The organism is Prosthecomicrobium pneumaticum, assembly GCF_014199915.1.
Lineage (GTDB): Bacteria > Pseudomonadota > Alphaproteobacteria > Rhizobiales > Kaistiaceae > Prosthecomicrobium > Prosthecomicrobium pneumaticum.
Window position 1 is genome coordinate 157734 of record NZ_JACHOO010000008.1, and the last position, 17877, is coordinate 175610.

The following is a 17877-nucleotide window of genomic DNA, read 5'->3' on the forward strand; positions in this document are numbered from 1 at the left end:
GCCGATGGGATCTCGGGGGATCGAGATCCACCTTCCAGTACAAACGGGAGACGATCCATGAAGAAGCATCTCTTGTCCGGTCTCGCCCTCGTGGCGGGTCTGGCGATGGCCGGCACGGCCCAGGCCGAGATCAAGCTCGGCGTCGCGGGTCCGCTGACCGGCGCCAACGCGGCCTTCGGCGCGCAGCTCCAGAAGGGCGCCGAGCAGGCGATCGCCGACATCAACGCGGCGGGCGGCGTCAATGGCGAGCAGATCTCGCTGTCGCTCGGCGACGACGTCTCCGATCCGAAGCAGGGCGTTTCGGTCGCCAACAAGTTCGTCGGCGACGGCGTCACCTGGGTGGTCGGCCACTTCAATTCGGGTGTCTCGATCCCGACTTCGGAAGTCTATGCCGAAAACGGCATTGTCCAGATCACCCCGGCCTCGACCAACCCGACCTACACCGAACGCGGCCTGTGGAACACGTTCCGCACCTGCGGTCGCGACGACCAGCAGGGCGCGGTCGCCGGCAAATACATCGTCGACAATCTGAAGGGCAAGGCGGTCGCCGTCATCCACGACAAGACCCCCTACGGCCAGGGCCTCGCCGACGAGACCAAGAAGGCGATGAACGCCGCCGGTGTTACCGAGGCGCTCTATGAAGGCATCAATGTCGGCGAGAAGGACTTCTCGGCGCTCATCTCGAAGATGAAGGCCGCGAATGTCGAGGTCATCTATTATGGCGGCCTGCACACCGAGGCCGGCCTGATCGTCCGCCAGGCGGCCGAGCAGGGCCTCAAGGCCGTGCTGATGTCGGGTGACGGCATCACCTCCGACGAGTTCGCCTCGATCGGCGGGCCGGCGACCGAAGGCACGCTGATGACCTTCGCGCCCGATCCGCGCAGGAACCCGGCCGCCCAGGAGGTCGTCAAGAAGTTCCGTGACGCCGGCTTCGAGCCGGAGGCCTATACGCTCTACTCCTATGCCGCGGTGCAGATCCTCGCGCAGGCGGCCGCCAAGGCCGGCACCAACGACGCCCAGAAGGTCGCGGAGACCATCAAGTCGGGCGGCCCGTGGTCGACCGTGATCGGCGAGATCGGCTATGACGAGAAGGGCGACATCACCCGTCCGGACTATGTGATGTATGTCTGGAAGGCGAACGCCGACGGCAAGATCACCTACACCGAGCTCGAATAAGCCCGGACTATCCGGCTGCGACGCCCGCCCCCGTTGCCACGGGGCGGGCGTTCTTTTTTCGGCCGGCCGGCGCCGGGCGACAGCGCGGCCCGGCTCTGCCATGATGGCGCCGCCGTCGAAACCGAAGCCGATCCGCATGCGCCCTGCCCTCGTCCGCCTCCTCCCGCTTCTCGCCCTCTGCGCATCCGGACCGGCCGCAGCCGATCTCCGCATCGCCGTCATCGGGCCGATGACGGGTCCCTATGACATACTCGGCGCGCAGCTCCGCGCCGGAGCCGAAAAGGCGGTGGCGGACATCAATGCCACCGGCGGGATCGGCGGCGATCGGCTGGTGCTCGATGTCGAGGACGACGCCTGCCGGGCGGACGACGCGGTCGCGGCGGCGAACCGGGCGATCGGCCGCGGCGATGTGTTCGTGCTCGGCCATCTCTGCGCCGGTGCGGCGGAGGCCGCCGCCGCCGTCTATGCGAAGAGCGGAACACTCGCGATCACGCCGGGCGTGACGGCGAACGGCCTCAGCGACGAGCGTGCCGGGCCGACCGTCTTCCGCCTCGCCGCGCGCGATGACGGCCAGGGTGCTTTCCTCGGCGCGGAGCTCGCCCGCCGCTTTGCCGACGGGCGCGTCGCCGTGCTCGACGACGGATCGAGTTACGGCAAGGGGCTCGCGGAGGCGACGCGGGCGGCGATGAACGCTGCGGGCAAGCGCGAGGCGCTCGTCGAGACCTATCAGCCCGGCGCGCGCGACTATCGGGCGCTCGCCGGACGCCTCGTCGACGACGCGATCGACGCCGTCATGATCGGCGGCTGGCACAACGATGTCGCGCTGATCGTGGAAGCGCTGCGGGTCCGCGGCTCGAAGGCGGTGGTGATCGGTGGCGACGCCCTCGCGACCAGCGAATACCGGGTGGCGGCCGGCGAAGCGGTCGCCGGCACGCTGTTCTCGTTCTTTAGGGATTGGCGGACCGCGCCGGGCACCGCGGTGACCGCCGCGGCGATCCGGGCTTCGGGGACAGAGCCGGAAGGTTACGTCCTGCCCGCCTATGCCGCGGTGCAGCTCTTCGCCGCCGCGGCGGCGACCGCGCCGGCGCGCGACGGTCCGGCTCTCGCCGCGGCGCTCGCGGCGGGGGAGACGCCGACCCTGATCGGTCCTGTCTCGTTCGACGCCAAGGGCGACGCCCGGCTCGACTTCTATGCGCTCTATCGCTGGGACGAACGAGGCTTCGCACCGGCCGATTGAACGGCCGGCGCGGCTTCGCGCCCGCCCTTCGAGGCAGGCCGGAACGGCCTCAATAGGTGGCCCGGCCGCCCGACAGGTCGAAGGTGGCGCCGGTCGTGAAGGAATTCTCCGCCGAGGCGAGGAAGCAGATCATCGAGGCCGCCTCGGTCAGCTCGAGCATGCGGTTGCGCGGGATCTTGGAGAGGATCATCTTCAGGAACTCCGGCTCCTGGCTCAGCGCCATCGTGGTCTTGGCGACGGCCGGGGTCACCGCATTGACCGCGATGTCATAGGCGGCGAGTTCCTTGCCGAGCGACTTCGTAAGCGCGAGCACCGCCGCCTTGGTCGAGGAATAGGCGGGAGCCTTCGGATTGCCCTCCTTGCCCGCGACCGAGGAGAGATTGACGATGCGGCCGTAATTCTGCGCGATCATGTGGGGCACCACCGCGCGGCAGCAGAAGAACATGCCGACGAGCCCGATATGGACGACGTCCATGAAGGCCTGCGGCGGGTATTCCCAAGTGTTGGCGTTGGGGCCGACGATCGCCGCATTGTTGACGAGCACGTCGATCTTGCCGAAACGGTCCTTCACCGCCGCGACGCCGTTCTCGACCGAGGCGAGATCGCCGATGTCGACATTGACGGTCTGCAGGCGGTCCGACTTGCCGGCGAGCGCATCGAGCAGCGCCTGGTCGCGGTCCCAGACCGAGACGGAGGCGCCGCTCGCGAGCATGCGCTCGGCGACGGCGAGGCCGATGCCCTGGCCGCCGCCGGTGACGATCGCGACGCGGTTTTCGAAGTCGTAGCTGTTCATGGTCGGTGTCCGTGCCGCGATTGCAGGAGCGGGGCGCCGACGCGCGGCGCCCCGTCCGGATCAGAAGTTGAAGTCGTCGATATTGCCGGCGTTGAAGGTGGTCAGCGCGGCCTGGGTGTTGATCGAATTGCCGGGATTGATCGTGATGGTGCCGAGGTCGGGCACCTCGAAGGTCGAGCCGACCTCGTTCTTGATCGTGCCTTCCTTGACGCCCTTCGCGAAATGGGCGGCGAGCCAGCCCTCGTTATAGGGCGACCAGAGCTGGAAGGCGGTCACCGTGCCGTCCTTGACGAAGTCGCGCATCTCGCTCGGCAGGCCGAGGCCGGTGACCTTCACCTGCTCGGCGATGCCGCGCGACTGCACGACCTGAGCGGCGGCGGCGATGCCGACCGTGGTCGGAGCAATCACGCCCTTCAGGTCCGGATAGTTCGACAGGAGGGCCTCCATCTCCGTCGTCGACTTCTCCGGCTGGTCGTCGCCATAGACGGTCGCGACGAGCTTCATCTTCGCATATTTGGCGTCGCTGGCGAGGGTCGCCTTCATGCCCTCGATCCACTTGTTCTGATCGGGCGCCTCGGTGGTCGCCGAGAGGATGGCGATCTCGCCCTCATAGCCGATCAGCGAGCCGACCATCTCGACCTGGTCCTTGCCGACATTGTCGAAATTGGTCGGCAGGATGGTCGCGTCGCGGTGGCTCTCATTGCCGGTGATGTCGCCGTTCACCGTCAGCACCAGAATGCCCTTCGAGCGGGCATCGTCGAACACCTGGTTGAGCGCGTCCGGGCTGTTCGGCGAAATGGCGATCACGTCGACGCCGCGCTGGATCTGCGCCTCGATGAAGGGGATCTGCGAGGTCGCCTCGGCGGTCGCCGGCGCGACGAACTCGAACTCGCAGCCGAGCGCCTTGCAGCCTTCGACGAAGCCGTTGGTCAGGCTGTCGAAATAGGGATTGCCGGTGTTCTTGCCGATGAACACCATCTTGAGCGCGTCCTGCGCCATGGCGGCCGATGCGAAGCCGGCGGTCGTCATGGCGACGCCGGCGGCGAGGCCGAGAAGGGTCTTCCTGAGCATTGCTTTCCTCCTGGTTGGTCCGGTCTTCCGGTTGGTTTGCCGCTACCTCTGGGCGCGGGAATAGATCGCGTTGGTCGCGATGATCGACACGATGAGCAGGATGCCGAGGACGGTGAGCTGCGTCGCCGGCAGGAGATTGGCGACCGTCATGCCGGTCGAGACGATGACGAGCAGCCAGGCGGCGAGGAACGTGCCGAGAATGGTGCCGCGGCCGCCGAAGATGTAGGTGCCGCCGAGCATCGCCATCAGCACCATCTGCAATTCCCCGCCGAGCCCGAGATCGTAGCGCACCGAACCGAGCCGCGAGGCGGTCATCAGGCCGGCGGCGGCGCTCACGAAGCCGATCAGGATGAAGAGGATCATCTTGATTCGCCGGCTGCGGATGCCGGCGTGCCGGGCGGCGATCTCATTGGTGCCGATCTGATAGATCTGCCGGCCGAAGACGGTCACCCCGAGCACGAGACCGAGCACGATCGACAGCACGATGAAGACGACGACCGGGACCGGCACGCCGACGATGAACACATTGTTGATGCCGATGAACCAGTCCGGCACACGGATCGACTTGTCGCCGGCGATCACCTGCGCGACGCCGCGGTAGAAGATCATCGTGCCGATCGTCACGATGATCGAGGGCAGTTGCAGGCCGATGACCATCAGCCCGTTCAGCACACCCATCAGCACGCCGGCGCCGAGGCCGATCAGGATGGCGAGCGGCATCGGCACGCCGGCCGCCTGCGCATAGGCGAAGAGGCAGGCGGAGAGCGCCATGTTCGCCGCCGGCGACAGGTCGATCTCGCCGGCAATGATGATCATCGTCAGCACGAGCGCGACGATCGCGAACTCGGCGGAAAGGGTGAAGCTGCGCAGGATGTAGGAGAGATCGAGGAAATAGGGCGACAGCGCGCTCGCGGCAAAGACCGCGACGACCAGCAGGACGAGCGTCATCGTCTCCGGCCGGACGAGCACGGTGTGCCAGAGCGGCCGGGGCGGTGCGGATTCGCGGCCCGCGGCGACCGAGCGTCGTTCGACCGTCGTCATGCGCGGGCCCTCGCGAGGCTCTTGACGCCCTGTCGGCGCACGGTGCGGTCGATCAGGAGCGCGACGATGATGACGGCGCCGTAAATCGCATTCTGCGTCGTGCCGGCAATGCCGAGGAGCGGCAACGCCGCGGCGACACAGCCGAGCAGGATGACGCCGAAGAAGGTGCCGAGCACCGTGCCGACGCCGCCATTGATCGACACGCCACCGATGACGACCGCGGCGATCACCTGGAATTCGAAGCCGGCGCCGGTGTTCGACGGGTTCACGAAGCCCCAGCGGCTCGCATAGAGGATGCCGGCGAGGCCCGACAGGGCGCCGGAGATGGTGAAGACGAGCAGCGTCACCCCGGTCACGTCGATGCCGCGCAGCGGCGCCGCCACGGGGTTCGAGCCGAGCGCGTAGATCTGCCGGCCGAGCCGGGTGTGCATCAGGAACCACCAGGTCGCGAAGACGACGGCGAAGCTGATGAAGATGATCCAGGGGATGCCGAAGATCGGCGAGGTCTGCGACATCGCCTTCAGCGCCGAGGGCACATATTGCCGGTCGATCTGCCGCGCGTCGGAGACGATATAGGTGAGGCCGCGATAGAGATTGAGCGTGCCGAGCGTGACGATGATCGCCGGCAGCCGGAAGACCGTCACCAGCACGCCGTTGAGGAGACCGAGCCCGGCGCCGATGCCGACCGAGAGCAGGAAACCGAGCGGCCACCAGATCTCCGGGTGGTAGCGGAACATCATGCCCGTCACCATGGCGGAGAAGCCGAGCACCGAGCCGATCGACAGATCGACATGGCGGGCGAGGATGACGAGCATCTGGCCCATCGCGCCGATCAGGATCAGCGGCACGAGCAGCAGCACGATCCTCAGGCTGTTGAGGGTCAGGAACTGCGGCTTGGCGATGCCGACGGCGATCGCGAACAGCACGATCATGACGAAGATGCCGGCTTCGCGCCGGCCGAGGATGGAACGGATCGTCGTCATGCGGCGGCCGCCTCCCGCACACGGGGCACCGCCGCCGACATCACCACCTCCTGGCTCGCCTCGGCGCGCGGGATATCGGCGGTGAGCCTTCCCTCCGCCATGACGAGGATGCGGTCGCACAGCGCGAGCAGTTCGGGAAGTTCGGATGAGATGAGCAGGATGGCGCGGCCGCTCGCCGCGAGCTCGCCGATCATGTCGTAGAACTCGGCCTTGACGCCGATGTCGATGCCGCGGGTCGGCTCGTCGAGGATCAGCACCTTGGGGTCGGTGAGCAGCCAGCGGGCGAGGATCGCCTTCTGCTGGTTGCCGCCCGACAGCTCGCCGATCGGCTGGCGGAGCGAGGCGAGCCGGATGCGCAGCCGCTTCACCGCGTCCATCGCGAGCGCCCGCTCGACCGAGCGGCGGATCACGCCGCCGGGCGCGATCTTCGCCGGCACAGCGGCCGAAATGTTCTGCTCGACCGAGAGGCTGCGGAAGATGCCGGCGACCGCCCGATCCTCCGGCACGAAAGCGAGGCCGAGCGCGATCGCGTCGCTCGGCTCGGCGATCGTCACCGGCCTGCCCTCGACGAGCACGCGGCCGCTCTCGGCCGGCGCGATGCCGAAGATGGCGCGCGCCACATCGGTCCGGCCGGCGCCGACGAGGCCGCCGAGACCGACGATCTCCCCCGCCCTCACCTCGAAGCTGATGTCGCTGAAATAGCCGGGCAGGGAGAGGTTCTCGACGGCGAGCGCGACCGCGCCGATCGTTGCCTTCTCCTTGTGCATGTATTCCTTGAGTGGGCGGCCGATCATCAGGCGGATGATGTCGGCGTCGGAGAGCGCCTCGATCGGCGCGGTCTCGATGCGGGCGCCATCGCGGAAGATCGTCACCCGGTCGCAGAGCGCCCTCACCTCCTCCAGCCGATGGCTGATGAAGATGATGGTGCGGCCCTCGTCGCGCAGCCGGCGGGCGATCGTGAACAGCGTCTCGACCTCCTTGGGGGTGAGCGGCGCCGTCGGCTCGTCCATGATGATGAGCCGGCTGTCGCTCGCCAGCGCCCGCGCGATCTCGACCATCTGCTGGTCGGCGATCGACAGGCCGCGCATCGGCAGCGTCACATCGATGCGGACCCCGAGCAGGTCCATCAGCCGGCGCGCCTCGCGCGTCATCTCCGCCCAGGGCACCCGACCGAGCAGCGACCCGTCGCCCCGGCCGAGCACGAGATTCTCGGCGACCGAGAGATCGGGGAAGGAGATCGGTTCCTGATGGATCAGCGTGATGCCGCGGCGCTGCGCGGCGTGCGGGCTGGCGAGTTCGATCGGCTCGCCGGCGAGCGCGAGCGTGCCGCGGCTCGGCCGGTGCACGCCGGCGAGGATCTTGGCGAAGGTCGATTTGCCGGCGCCGTTCTCGCCGAGCAGGGCATGGATCTCGCCCGGAAAGAGGTCGAGATCGACGTCGCGCAGCACCTCGATGGCAGCGAACTGCTTCGAGATGCCGCGCGCGGCAATGAGCGGAACGGCGTCCGGCATGGCAGAAGACCTCAGGCGCCGGCCGGAACCGGCGCGTCGGGATGGATCAGCCCCTGCGTCTTCAGGTCGGACCAGAAGGCGGCCGGGATCGGCAGGGCGAGCGCTGCGACATTCTCCTTGACCTCGCTCGGCCGCACCGCGCCGGGGATGGTCGCGACGACGGCCGGATGGGCGAGCACGAATTGCAGCGCCGCGGCCGAGAGCGGCACGTGATGCGCCTCGGCGACCGCCTCGAGTGCGCGGACCTTCGCCTGCACCTCCGGCGGGGCGGAGGCGTAGCCGTATTTGGCGTTGCTCTTCGACCCGGTGACGAGAATGCCGGAGGCAAACGGCGCGCCGATGATCACGCTGACGTTGCGCTTGACGCAAGTCGCCATGCCGCGCTCGAGGCTCGCCTGATCGAGCAGGGTGTAGGGCATCGCGACGAGCACGAAGTCGAGATCGACCTGGGTCGCGGTGTTCTCGAGCGCCTCGTCGGTGTTGATGCCCATGCCGTAGGCCTGGATGTCGCCGGAGCGCTTCAGCTCCTCGAGGGCCTTCATGCCGGTGTCGCGCAGCGCCTTGCGGTGCTCCTCATAGCCGACCGGGTGATACTGGGCGTCGAGATCGTGGATGATCAGGGCGTCTACGGTATCGAGCGCGAGGCGCTGCAGCGCCTGCTCGTAGGAGCGCATGATGCCGTCATAGGAATAGTCGAAATGAACCTCGAAATTGAGGCCGCCCTTCCACGGGGAGCGGTCGAAATTCTTCGGGTCCTTCGGACGGTGCAGCGTGCGGCCGACCTTGGTCGTGACGACGAATTCGTCGCGCGGCTTGGTGCGGAGGAGCCCGCCGATGCGGTGCTCGGAAAGACCGCGGCCATACCAGGGGGCGGTGTCGTAGAGGCGCACGCCGACATCCCAGGCCGCGTCGAGCGTGGCGCGCGAGTCGGCCTCGTCGACCACCGCATACATCTCGCCGATATGGGCGCTGCCGAAGCCGAAGCCGGGCACGCCGAGCGTGGTGGACCCCACCTTGCGGCGCGTCGAAAGCAGATCGTTCATGGTCTCGGCTCCTCCCGGGCTCGTCGGCGTCCCCGCCGCTCTCCTCTTGTCCGGTAGCTTGTCAGACAAAAATTAGTTTGACAAGTTCCAGCCGCTCCGACCAACTGGCTGACGAGCGCCGCGGCAAGACGGCGCCCTTGAGCGGGAGGGAGGTTCTGCGATGCCGGTCGTCGGCCTTCGAGCGGCGGTCCGCGCCAGTCGGCGCGCGAGCCGGCGGATGGGCCTCGCGCCTCCTCGCGCCGATTGACGCTCGCAGGGAGCCCGCCATGCCCGCCTTCCCGATCATCGACACGCATCTGCACGTCTGGGACCAGACACGGCTGAAATACAGCGCCTTCGAAGGTCATCCTCTGTTCGGCCATCCCTATCACGTCGAGGACTACCGGCGGGATTGCGGCGGGCTGGAGATCGAGGCGATGGTGTTCCTCGAATGCTACGCCGATTTCTGGACCGGCGGCGGCCAATACCTGGAAGAGATCGCCTTCGTCGAAGAGGAGGCGCAGCGCGATCCCCGTATCAAGGCCATCGTGCCGATGGCGCCGCTCGAATGGGGCGCCGCGGTGGAACCGATGCTCGCCGAGATGGTCGAGAAGCACCCGACCGTGAAGGGTATCCGCCGCATCGTCGAGTTCGACGCGGACCCACGCGCCCTGACGCTTTCCGAGCGCTTCATCGAGGGCGTCAACACGCTCGGGAAGTTCGGCCTGCACTTCGAGATCAACGTCAACCACACCCAGATGGACATCGTCCGGGCGTTCGTGAAGCGGATCCCGAACGTGCCGATGATCCTCGACCATTGCGGCAAGCCCGGCATCGCCGAGGGCGCGCTCGCCCAGTTCCGCGACGATCTCGCCGAGCTGGCGCAGCATCCCAATCTGTCGATCAAGCTGTCCGACCTGCCGGTCGAGGCGGACCACCGCAACTGGACCGAAGCGGATCTGCGGCCCTATATCGACGCGACGCTCGAGAGCTTCGGTGTCGAGCGCACGATCTATGGCGGCGACTATCCGATCTGCCTGCAGGCGACGACGATGGAAGGATGGGTTGCGGTGCTCGACCGGGCGCTCGAAGGTCTCTCCGAGACCGAGCTGCGCAAGATCTACCGCGACAATGCCAATCGTTTCTATCGCCTCGGTCTGTGAGCGGGAGGCGCGGCGTGGCCAAGGCGGGCGGTCCGGAGACGGGTGCGGGCGAACGCTTCGCCGAGCTGGCGGCGGGCGGCGAGCCCGGCACACAGCACGATTTCGGCGGCTCGCTCGACCGGCGACCGATCGCCGAGCAGGTCGCCAACCGCATCATGGGCATGATCAAGAGCGGCAATCTGCGGCCGGGCGACCGCCTGCCGACCGAACAGCAGATGGGCATCGCCTTCTCGATCAGCCGGCCGCCGCTGCGCGAGGCGCTGAAGGCGCTGACCCTGATGGGCGTGCTCGAAAGCCGCCAGGGCGGCCGCTACACCGTCACCGACCTGTCGCCGAGCCGGCTGATCGCGCCCTTCAACGTCATGCTGTCGGTGGGCGATTACGAGGTCGACGAGCATTTCGAGGCGCGCGCGGTGGTCGAGCTCGACATCGTGCGGATGTGCACGCTGCGCGCCACGCCCGAGGAGAAGCGCCGGATCGCCGTGCTCGCCGCGGACGGCCGGGCCTTCCACGAGGATCCGGTCGCCTTCCGCCTGCTCGACATCGAGTTCCACCAGGCGCTCGACGACGGCGCCCATAACCGCCTGCTCTCGACGATGGCACAGGGGCTCTACGATGTCGGGCTCGACGTGCGCCGGCTTGCGAGCACCTTCCCCGGCGTGATCGAGACGAGCGTCGGCCAGCACATCGCGGTCGCCGACGCCGTGCTCGCCGGCGATGCCGAGGCCGCGGCGACGGCCTATCGCCGCCATCTCGAGCATGTCCGCGACACCACGATCCAGGCCATGACCGCGCTCAAGCGGCAGAAGTGAGTGAGGAGACGCCCATGCCCGAACGGATCGCCTTCCGCATGACGCTCAATCCCGGCGAGGCCGCGGAATACGAGAAGCGCCACGACGAGATCTTCCCCGATCTGGTGGTCGCGCTCAAGGAGGCCGGCATCTCCGACTATTCGATCTGGCTCGATCCGCAGACGCACCACCTCTTCGGCATCCTGACCCGCAGCGACGACCACAAGATGGCCGAGCTGCCGCAGCAGGAAGTGATGAAGCGCTGGTGGAAGCACATGGCCGATATCATGGCAACCGACGAGAACGACGTCCCCGATCAGGTTCCCCTCCAGCGCGTGTTCTACCTCGCATGAGCCGTTCCTTCACGATCACCGACCTGCGCGTCTACACGGTCGGCCAGACCGCCAAGGGCGGCGACTATTTCCAGCAGAACGAAGGCCATTGGGTGATCGACAGCCTGATCGCCAATCCGATGTCGGGCTATCCGAAATATCGCGAGCGGCGGTCGAGCTGGGGGATCGGTGTGCTCGGCTCGCTGGTCGTCGAGGTCGAGACGGCCGAGGGTGTCGTCGGCGTCGCGACCGGCCATGGCGGCGTGCCGGCGGCCTGGCTGATCAAGAACCACTTCGCCCGTTTCATCGTCGGCGAGGATGCCCGCAACCTCAACAGGATCTGGGACGAGCTCTTCCGCGCCTCCCTCCCCTATGGCCGCAAGGGCCTGCCGCTGATGGCGATCAGCGCGGTCGACCTCGCGATCTGGGACCTCGTCGGCAAGGTGCGCGAGGAGCCGGTCTATAATCTGATCGGCGGCCTGTCGCGCGACGAGATCAGCTTCTACTGCACCGGGCCGGCGCCCGACGCGGTCAAGGCGCTCGGCTTCTGGGGCGCCAAGGTGCCCCTCCCCTACAGCCATTTCGACGGCGAAGAGGGGTTGAGAAAGAACATCGAATACCTCGCCACGCAGCGCGCCCTCGTCGGCACGGCCTATCCGCTGATGGTCGACTGCTACATGGCGCTGACCGCGCCCTATGCGATCCGGCTCGCCGAAGCGGCGAAGCATCTCGACATCTATTGGTGGGAGGAGGTGCTGGCACCGGACGACGTCGAGGGCTTCCGGCTGATCAAGCAGGCCCATCCGACGGTCAAATGGACCACCGGCGAGCACGAATATTCGCGCTACGGCTTCCGCCGGCTGATCGAGGAGCGGACGCTCGACATCCTGCAGCCGGACGTGATGTGGGTCGGCGGACTGACCGAGCTGCTGCGGATCGCCGCGCACGCCTCGGCTTACGACATCCCGGTGGTGCCGCACGGCAGCGGGCCGTACTCCTACCACTTCATCGCCAGCCAGACCGGCGCCGCCTTCTGCGAATATGTCGCGGCGAGCCCGGACGGACGTTCGATCCGCCCGGTGTTCGGCGATCTCTTCGTCGGCGAAGATCTGCCGAAGGAGGGGAAACTCAAGGTTTCCGCGGCCCCGGGCTTCGGCATGGAGCTCGCGACCCGCGCGACGCTGACGCCCTTCTGAGCGGAGGGCGCCACTGCCGGTGGCGCCCGTCCGTCCTCTGCCTTTTCCCGTGCGGCATGCGGGGAAGCCCCGTCTCTGCTAGGCTCTTCCCTGCAGGCGATGCCGGCGGAGGCGCGAGCGTGGCGATCCTCAACATACCGCTTCTGTTCGGCCGGCTGACGGTCCGCCACAAGCGGCGCCTCAGGTCGGCCGAGATCTACGGCAAGGTGCGGGTCTGGCGCCTCGGACCCTATCGCGTCGCCTGGTGGCCGCGCCGCCTCACAGCGAAACGCTCCGAGGAGCCGGGCGGCGACCCGGACGAATAGGCCTCAGGCCGGCAGACCGGCGGCACTGCGGAAGGCCGGATCGCGGATATCGACCTCCGCCCCCACATAGGAATCCGCCCCGCCTGTGCACAGAAAGACGATCGCGGCGGCCGGCAGGCGCGGGTCGGCGAGCGACTCCCGGGGCAGCTGACTGACCGGATTGATGCCCGAGGCGCGGATCTCGACCTGCATGCCGGTGTCGACGACGCCGGGCGCGAAGCCGAAGACGCGGATTCCCTTCTCGCCATATTCGAGGGCGATCGAGCGCGTCACCATGGCGAGCCCGGCCTTCGCCGCGCAATAGGCGCTCCAGCCTTCGAACGGCCGGTGCGCGGCACCCGAGGAGAGATTGACGATCGTGCCGCGCCCGGCGGCGAGCATGCCGGGCAGCACGGCGCGCGCGACGCTCGCCGCGCCGGACAAGGTGATGCCGACCGCCGCCGCCCATTCCCGCGGATCCGCCTCGTGCAAGGGCCCGATCGGATGGATGACCCCGGCATTGTTGACGAGGATGGTCGCCGGCCCGAGCCGCGCCTCGGTCTCTGCGACCAGCGCGTCGACGGCATCCGGATCGGCGACGTCGCAGGCGAGCGGCAGTGCGCCCTCGATCCCCGCCGCGACGGCCTCGGCATCGGCGAGCTTGCGCGCCGAGACGACGACGCGGACGCCCGCTGCGCCGAGCGCCCGGGCGGTGTCCGCACCGATGCCGCGGCCGGCGCCGGTGACGATCGCGATCTGTCCGGAAAGGCTCATCAGTCCATCCGCCATTGCAGGGGAAGCAGGAAGGGAAAGCCGCGGCTCGGATCGACCTCGATCTTCATGATCGGGCCCATCCATTCGCCCCAGCGGGCATTGACCGGATCGTCGCGAAGCGCCGCGATCGTCGCCTCGAGATCGTCGGTCTCGAAATAGCCGAAGAGCGTCAGGCCGTGCCGGAAGATGTTGTAGTTGCGGATGCCGGCCTTCGTCAGCGCCTCGACCATGTCCGGCCAGATCGCGTCGTGACGGCGCTTGTACTCGTCCTCATAGCCGGGACGGACTTCGAGCACCCAGGCGTAATGGCCCATGATCTCCTCCCTCACTGCGCTTCGAGATAATCGTGGACGATACGGCCGGCGACGAGGGTGAAGTCGGCCCGCCAATGGACGCCGTCGAGCATGTCGACGACCGGCAGGCGGTGCACCGGCGCCTGCGCGTTCGGCCGCAATTCCACCGTGCACGGCCCGCCCCAGCATTCGTGTACGACCACATCGGTCAGCCGGCGCGCCGTGAGCTGCCGGATCGCCGGGCGGCCGTCGATATGGTCCGTCGCCTTGAGGTTGATGTTCTCGGCGAAGTCGAAATGCGCCTTCAGGCTGTCGAGGCCGTCGCGCCGCTGTTTGTAGGGCAGCGTGCCGGTGATGACGTCGATGCCATTCCGCGTCACCGTGCCGACGACGAGATCGCCGCGATATTCGAGCTTCGGCTCGCCGATCTTCTTCGGCTGGCCGTGAATCTCGCGGCCGTGCACGACGCCCACCTCGGAGGAGAGGAAGAGATAGGGCGAATAGGAGCCGGCGAGGTCGGTGCCCGGCAGGCGGCAGCCGATCGACACGTTCGACTCGCCATAGGGGCCGAGCCATTCCGTGTCGTTCATCCTGTAGATGTGGGCGAGCACGACATCGCTCGTCGGCTCGAGCGGCGGCGGCAGGAGGCGTGCGACCGCCGCCTCCGTCGTCCGCCAGACGAGCGTCAGCACTTCGACATTGCGGAAGGTGAAGGGAAAGGGCGGCACGGTCGGCGCGTCCCATGGCGTCGAGAAGCCGCCCTTCAGGATGTCGTCGACTGTCACGCCGGCGAGCCCGCCGCGGCGCAGATCCTTGCTCATGCGACCGGCTCCTTCCGCGGGGCGATGCCATAGCCGACGAAGCCACCGGTGACGTTGATCAGTTCGCCGGTGACGAAGGAGGCTTCGGGCGAGACGACATAGGCGACCGCCGCGGCGACGTCGGCCGGCCGGCACCAGCGGCCGACCGGGATCGTCTTCAGGACCTGCGCCTCGAACGCCTCCCAGGAGAGGCCGAGCTTCTGCGCCTTGTCGCGGAACTGCGCCTCCATGCCGGTGCCGGGGCCGACATGGCCGGGCGCGACGCCGTTGACCGTCACGCCATAGGAGGCGAGCTCGACCGCAAGGCACTGGGTGAGGCCCCAGACGGCGTTCTTCGAGGCGATATAGGCGCTCGAATAGGGATTGCCGAAGCCGAGCCGCGTGATGATGTTGACGATGCGGCCGCGCTCGGCCCGCATCATCGGCTTCGCCACCGCCCGGCAGGTGAGGAACGGCCCACGCGCATTGACGCGCTGGATGCGGTCCCATTCGTCGACGCTCGTGTCGGCGACGAGCTTCTGGAGATGGATGCCGGCGCAGTTGACGAGGATGTCGATCCGGCCGTGCCTTCCGAGCACGCCGGCGATCCCCTCGTCGACCGAGCTTTCCTCGGTAACGTCGAGGGCGATCCCCTCGCCGCCGAAGGCCGCCGCGGTCGCGGCGGCCGCTCCTCCGTCGCGGTCGGCGACGACGACATGCCGCCCGTCGGCGGCGAGCCGGCGCGCGATCTCGGCGCCGATGCCGCCCGCCCCGCCGGTGACGATCGCGATCTCGCCCGTCATGCGCCCGCTCCCCATGTCCGCACCAGGTCGCGCATCCCGATCGTCTCGGTCAGGATGTCGTCGAAGAGCGAGTCCATATAGTCCTGATTGGTGTATTCGATCGCCAGACGCCCGTCATAACCGGCATCGCGCAGCGTTCCGAGCAACGCGCCGAAATTGATCGTGCCCTTGTCGAGCTTCGTCTGCAGCGCGCCGATCTTCGCCTGGCGCAGATGGACATGCGCGGCATGCGGGGCGAGCGGATCGATCTCGTCCTGGCGCCAGCCGAGACAGACGAAATGCGCGTAATCGAGCGTGAGCTTGAGGCCGGGCACGCGGTCGAGCAGTTCGAGCACCAGCGCCGGGCTCTCGAGATAGGAATGGACGTGCGGCTCGATGGTGAGCGTCACGCCCGCTTCTCGCGCGATCGGCAGCAGGCCGGCAAGGCTCGCAGCCGACTGGTCGAGCGCGTCGCGCCGGCTCTGGCCGGGATTGACGACGCCCGGCAGCACGAAGACCGTCGGCACGCCGGCCGCCCGGCAGAAGCGCACGACCTGACGGAAATCGGCCTCGTTCCGATCGCGGTAGCGTGGGTCGGCGAGATTGCGGTCGGCGAGCGTGTCGCCGAAGAGGTGGTAGAGATTGGGCAGGTCGACGCCGAGCGACAGCACCCGCTCCGCCGCCCTCTCCGGCTCGGCGAGCAGCGCCGCCTTGTCGAGCGCCGGGCCGAAGAAATAGCCGATGTCGAGCGCGCCGATGCCGAGTACCTTCGACAGGCCGGCCGCCTCCTCGAGCGAGCAGGCGCGCAGCGACCAGGAGGTCAGCGACAGCTTCATCAGACCGCCTCCATCCGCCCGCTCTCGGCCGAGCGATACATGGCGTCGAGCACCTCGACGGCGCGCTGGCCGACGAGGCCGCAGGCCCGGTTCTCGACCGGCAGGCCGCGGCAGATGTCGATGAAGACGTTGACCGGCTCCTCGCACGCATAGCCGCCCTCGCCCGGCGCGAGCGGCACGATGATGTCGCGGCCGTCGCGGCGGCGGATCTCGAGCCGCTCCTCCTCGGTGTTGAGCGTCATCATGCCCTCCGAGCCGAACACCCGCAGATCGATCTGCACCGAGCGGTGCTTCGGCACGGTCGAGGACCCGGACAGCGAGGCCGTCGCGCCGTTCTCGAAGCGGACGACCGCGGCGTCGTAATAGTCGACGCCCGAAGGCGAGCGGCCGACCGCGGCGAACACTTCCGCCGGGGCGAGATCGGCGATCCGGAAGAACAGGCCGAGCGCATGGACGAGCTGGCCCCAGCCATAGCCGCCGGCGCGCTTCGGGTCGGCCCAGGTCGAGGCCGGCGGCCGGAACATCGCGCCCTCGGTCTCCTGCATCGGCTTGCCCGCCATCAGATCGTCGAGCGCCGAGGCCATCTGCAGCACGACGTGCTCGATGCGGCCGATCGCGCCCCCGGCAATCAGCCGCCGGGCCTCGTCGGTGAAGGGCTTGAAGTTCCAGCCATAGGGCACGACGACTTGTTTGCCGGCCGCCTCCGCCGCGGCGACGATGGCGCGGGCGTCGGCCGCATTCGTCGCGAGCGGCTTCTCGACCAGCACGTGGCAGCCCTTGGCGAGCGCGGCGAGCGCATGTTCGTGATGGTTGACGTGCGGCGAGGCGATGATCACGCCGTCGAGCCGAACCTTCGCCAGCATCTCGGTATAGTCCTCGAAGGCGTGCGGCACGTCGAACTCCTGCCGCACCGCCTCGAGCTCCGCGCGCCCCAGCCGGTTGACGGCCGCGAGCATCGCGTTCGGGTTCGCCTTGACGACGGGGATGTGGTTCACCACCGCCCACCAGCCGGCGCCGATCACGCCGATCCGGGCCTTCCTGTCCGTCACCCGCTTCCTCCCTCGCCTGATCGTTGCGTCCGCTCCATCGCCTCGACGGTGGAGCGGTGGACGTTCGTCATGTGGCGTTCCATGGCCCGGCCGGCGGCCTCGGCGTCGCGCGCCTCGAGCGCGGCGACGATGACCTCGTGGTCGGCAAAGGATTGCCCGGTGACGCCCGGCGTCTCGGCGGCGATGCGCCGGTATTCCATGCCGAGCACGTAGAGCGAGGAGGAGATCTGGACGAGGAAGGGGTTCCCCGTCGTGTCCCAGATGACGCGATGGAACTCGGAATCCGACACCCGGAAGCCGAGCGGATCGTGGATCAGGTCGCGCTGCACGACGAGCAGCTTCTTCAGCCGCTCGAGATCGGCGGGGCCGATCTTCTCGGCCGCCATCCGGCCGATCCGCCCGTCGATCATCAGCCGCGCCTCATAGAGGGCGTCGATGTTCTCGGCGTTGAGGGTGATCAGGAATTGCAGCGGCGAGAGGAGGTCGGAGGCGTCGAGCGAGGAGACATAGACGCCGCCGCCCTGCCGGGTCTTGAGCACGCCGAGGATCTGCAGGCCGCGCAGCGCCTCGCGCACGCTCGGCCGGCTCACCTGCATGAAGGCGGCGAGTTCGCGCTCGGTCGGCAACTGGTCGCCGGGCTTGAGGTTCTTCGTCCGCACGAGGTCGAGCAACTTGCGGGCCACCTGCTCGGCCACGGAGTGCCGTTCGATCGGTGCAAACCCGCCGCCGCTCGCCATCGTCAC

General features: G+C 68.2%; 20 protein-coding genes. 7 read left to right on the top strand and 13 right to left on the bottom strand.

The genetic code is table 11. The annotated features are described in order from the left end of the window. Window positions 1-57: 57 nt before the first annotated feature. Together GGQ63_RS17740 and GGQ63_RS17745 are read left to right on the top strand one after the other, a co-directional pair. Window positions 58-1176 carry a branched-chain amino acid ABC transporter substrate-binding protein gene (locus GGQ63_RS17740; RefSeq protein WP_183857940.1) on the top strand — a complete coding sequence of 373 codons (1119 nt, stop codon included), beginning with the start codon at window positions 58-60 and terminating at the stop codon, window positions 1174-1176. A 136-nt stretch (window positions 1177-1312) separates the two neighbouring features. Beyond that, window positions 1313-2413 (top strand): branched-chain amino acid ABC transporter substrate-binding protein, encoded by a 1101-nt coding sequence (locus GGQ63_RS17745; protein ID WP_183857941.1) that lies wholly within the window; start codon window positions 1313-1315, stop codon window positions 2411-2413. Between the two features lie 49 nt (window positions 2414-2462). On the opposite strand, the gene GGQ63_RS17750 is transcribed toward GGQ63_RS17745, so the two are convergent. The 6 genes from GGQ63_RS17750 to GGQ63_RS17775 are packed head-to-tail and all read right to left on the bottom strand — an operon-like array spanning window position 2463 to window position 8855. Continuing rightward, window positions 2463-3206: an SDR family NAD(P)-dependent oxidoreductase gene (locus GGQ63_RS17750; protein WP_183857942.1), complete on the bottom strand. Its 744-nt coding sequence runs from the start codon at window positions 3204-3206 to the stop codon at window positions 2463-2465. 60 nt (window positions 3207-3266) lie between these two features. Beyond that, window positions 3267-4277, bottom strand: coding sequence for a substrate-binding domain-containing protein (locus GGQ63_RS17755; protein WP_183857943.1), 1011 nt, complete (start codon window positions 4275-4277; stop codon window positions 3267-3269). 42 nt (window positions 4278-4319) lie between these two features. Beyond that, a complete protein-coding gene (locus GGQ63_RS17760; protein WP_183857944.1) occupies window positions 4320-5318 on the bottom strand; it encodes an ABC transporter permease in 999 nt (332 codons plus the stop codon). Beyond that, on the bottom strand, window positions 5315-6301 hold the full coding sequence (locus GGQ63_RS17765; protein WP_183857945.1) for an ABC transporter permease: 987 nt from the start codon (window positions 6299-6301) through the stop codon (window positions 5315-5317). Before GGQ63_RS17765 ends, GGQ63_RS17760 begins: the two co-directional genes overlap by 4 nt. Next, the gene (locus tag GGQ63_RS17770) at window positions 6298-7812 is read right to left on the bottom strand and encodes a sugar ABC transporter ATP-binding protein (RefSeq protein ID WP_183857946.1); all 1515 of its coding nucleotides are present in this window, start codon (window positions 7810-7812) and stop codon (window positions 6298-6300) included. The genes GGQ63_RS17765 and GGQ63_RS17770 overlap by 4 nt, the downstream gene beginning before the upstream one ends. Window positions 7813-7823: 11 nt before the next feature. Then, complete coding sequence (locus GGQ63_RS17775) at window positions 7824-8855, bottom strand: aldo/keto reductase (protein ID WP_183857947.1); 1032 nt, start codon at window positions 8853-8855, stop codon at window positions 7824-7826. A 266-nt stretch (window positions 8856-9121) separates the two neighbouring features. Between GGQ63_RS17775 and GGQ63_RS17780 the strand changes: the two genes are divergently transcribed. The 5 genes from GGQ63_RS17780 (at window position 9122) to GGQ63_RS17800 (ending at window position 12621) form a co-directional block, all read left to right on the top strand. Further along, window positions 9122-9997: an amidohydrolase family protein gene (locus GGQ63_RS17780; protein ID WP_183857948.1), complete on the top strand. Its 876-nt coding sequence runs from the start codon at window positions 9122-9124 to the stop codon at window positions 9995-9997. A 14-nt stretch (window positions 9998-10011) separates the two neighbouring features. Next, window positions 10012-10809, top strand: coding sequence for an FCD domain-containing protein (locus tag GGQ63_RS17785; RefSeq protein WP_183857949.1), 798 nt, complete (start codon window positions 10012-10014; stop codon window positions 10807-10809). Between the two features lie 14 nt (window positions 10810-10823). Then, window positions 10824-11141, top strand: coding sequence for an L-rhamnose mutarotase (gene rhaM, locus GGQ63_RS17790; RefSeq protein ID WP_183857950.1), 318 nt, complete (start codon window positions 10824-10826; stop codon window positions 11139-11141). Then, a complete protein-coding gene (gene rhmD, locus GGQ63_RS17795; RefSeq protein ID WP_183857951.1) occupies window positions 11138-12316 on the top strand; it encodes an L-rhamnonate dehydratase in 1179 nt (392 codons plus the stop codon). Before rhaM ends, rhmD begins: the two co-directional genes overlap by 4 nt. Before the next feature lie 119 nt (window positions 12317-12435). Further along, window positions 12436-12621 (top strand): hypothetical protein, encoded by a 186-nt coding sequence (locus GGQ63_RS17800; RefSeq protein ID WP_183857952.1) that lies wholly within the window; start codon window positions 12436-12438, stop codon window positions 12619-12621. Window positions 12622-12624: 3 nt separating this feature from the next. Here GGQ63_RS17800 and GGQ63_RS17805 read toward each other — a convergent pair whose 3' ends face one another. Genes GGQ63_RS17805 through GGQ63_RS17835 form a run of 7 tightly spaced genes read right to left on the bottom strand, consistent with a single transcriptional unit; the run spans window position 12625 to window position 17871 of the window. Further along, complete coding sequence (locus GGQ63_RS17805; protein ID WP_183857953.1) at window positions 12625-13374, bottom strand: SDR family oxidoreductase; 750 nt, start codon at window positions 13372-13374, stop codon at window positions 12625-12627. Then, window positions 13374-13688, bottom strand: a complete 315-nt coding sequence (locus tag GGQ63_RS17810; RefSeq protein ID WP_183857954.1) for an L-rhamnose mutarotase — start codon at window positions 13686-13688, stop codon at window positions 13374-13376. The genes GGQ63_RS17805 and GGQ63_RS17810 overlap by 1 nt, the downstream gene beginning before the upstream one ends. An 11-nt stretch (window positions 13689-13699) precedes the next feature. Beyond that, window positions 13700-14488: an acetoacetate decarboxylase family protein gene (locus GGQ63_RS17815; RefSeq protein ID WP_183857955.1), complete on the bottom strand. Its 789-nt coding sequence runs from the start codon at window positions 14486-14488 to the stop codon at window positions 13700-13702. Beyond that, window positions 14485-15270: an SDR family NAD(P)-dependent oxidoreductase gene (locus tag GGQ63_RS17820; protein ID WP_183857956.1), complete on the bottom strand. Its 786-nt coding sequence runs from the start codon at window positions 15268-15270 to the stop codon at window positions 14485-14487. Before GGQ63_RS17820 ends, GGQ63_RS17815 begins: the two co-directional genes overlap by 4 nt. Next, window positions 15267-16085 carry a sugar phosphate isomerase/epimerase family protein gene (locus tag GGQ63_RS17825; RefSeq protein WP_183857957.1) on the bottom strand — a complete coding sequence of 273 codons (819 nt, stop codon included), beginning with the start codon at window positions 16083-16085 and terminating at the stop codon, window positions 15267-15269. The genes GGQ63_RS17820 and GGQ63_RS17825 overlap by 4 nt, the downstream gene beginning before the upstream one ends. Further along, on the bottom strand, window positions 16085-17134 hold the full coding sequence (locus tag GGQ63_RS17830) for a Gfo/Idh/MocA family oxidoreductase (protein WP_183857958.1): 1050 nt from the start codon (window positions 17132-17134) through the stop codon (window positions 16085-16087). Before GGQ63_RS17830 ends, GGQ63_RS17825 begins: the two co-directional genes overlap by 1 nt. Beyond that, a complete protein-coding gene (locus tag GGQ63_RS17835) occupies window positions 17131-17871 on the bottom strand; it encodes a FadR/GntR family transcriptional regulator (protein ID WP_246429864.1) in 741 nt (246 codons plus the stop codon). Before GGQ63_RS17835 ends, GGQ63_RS17830 begins: the two co-directional genes overlap by 4 nt. Window positions 17872-17877: the final 6 nt, after the last annotated feature.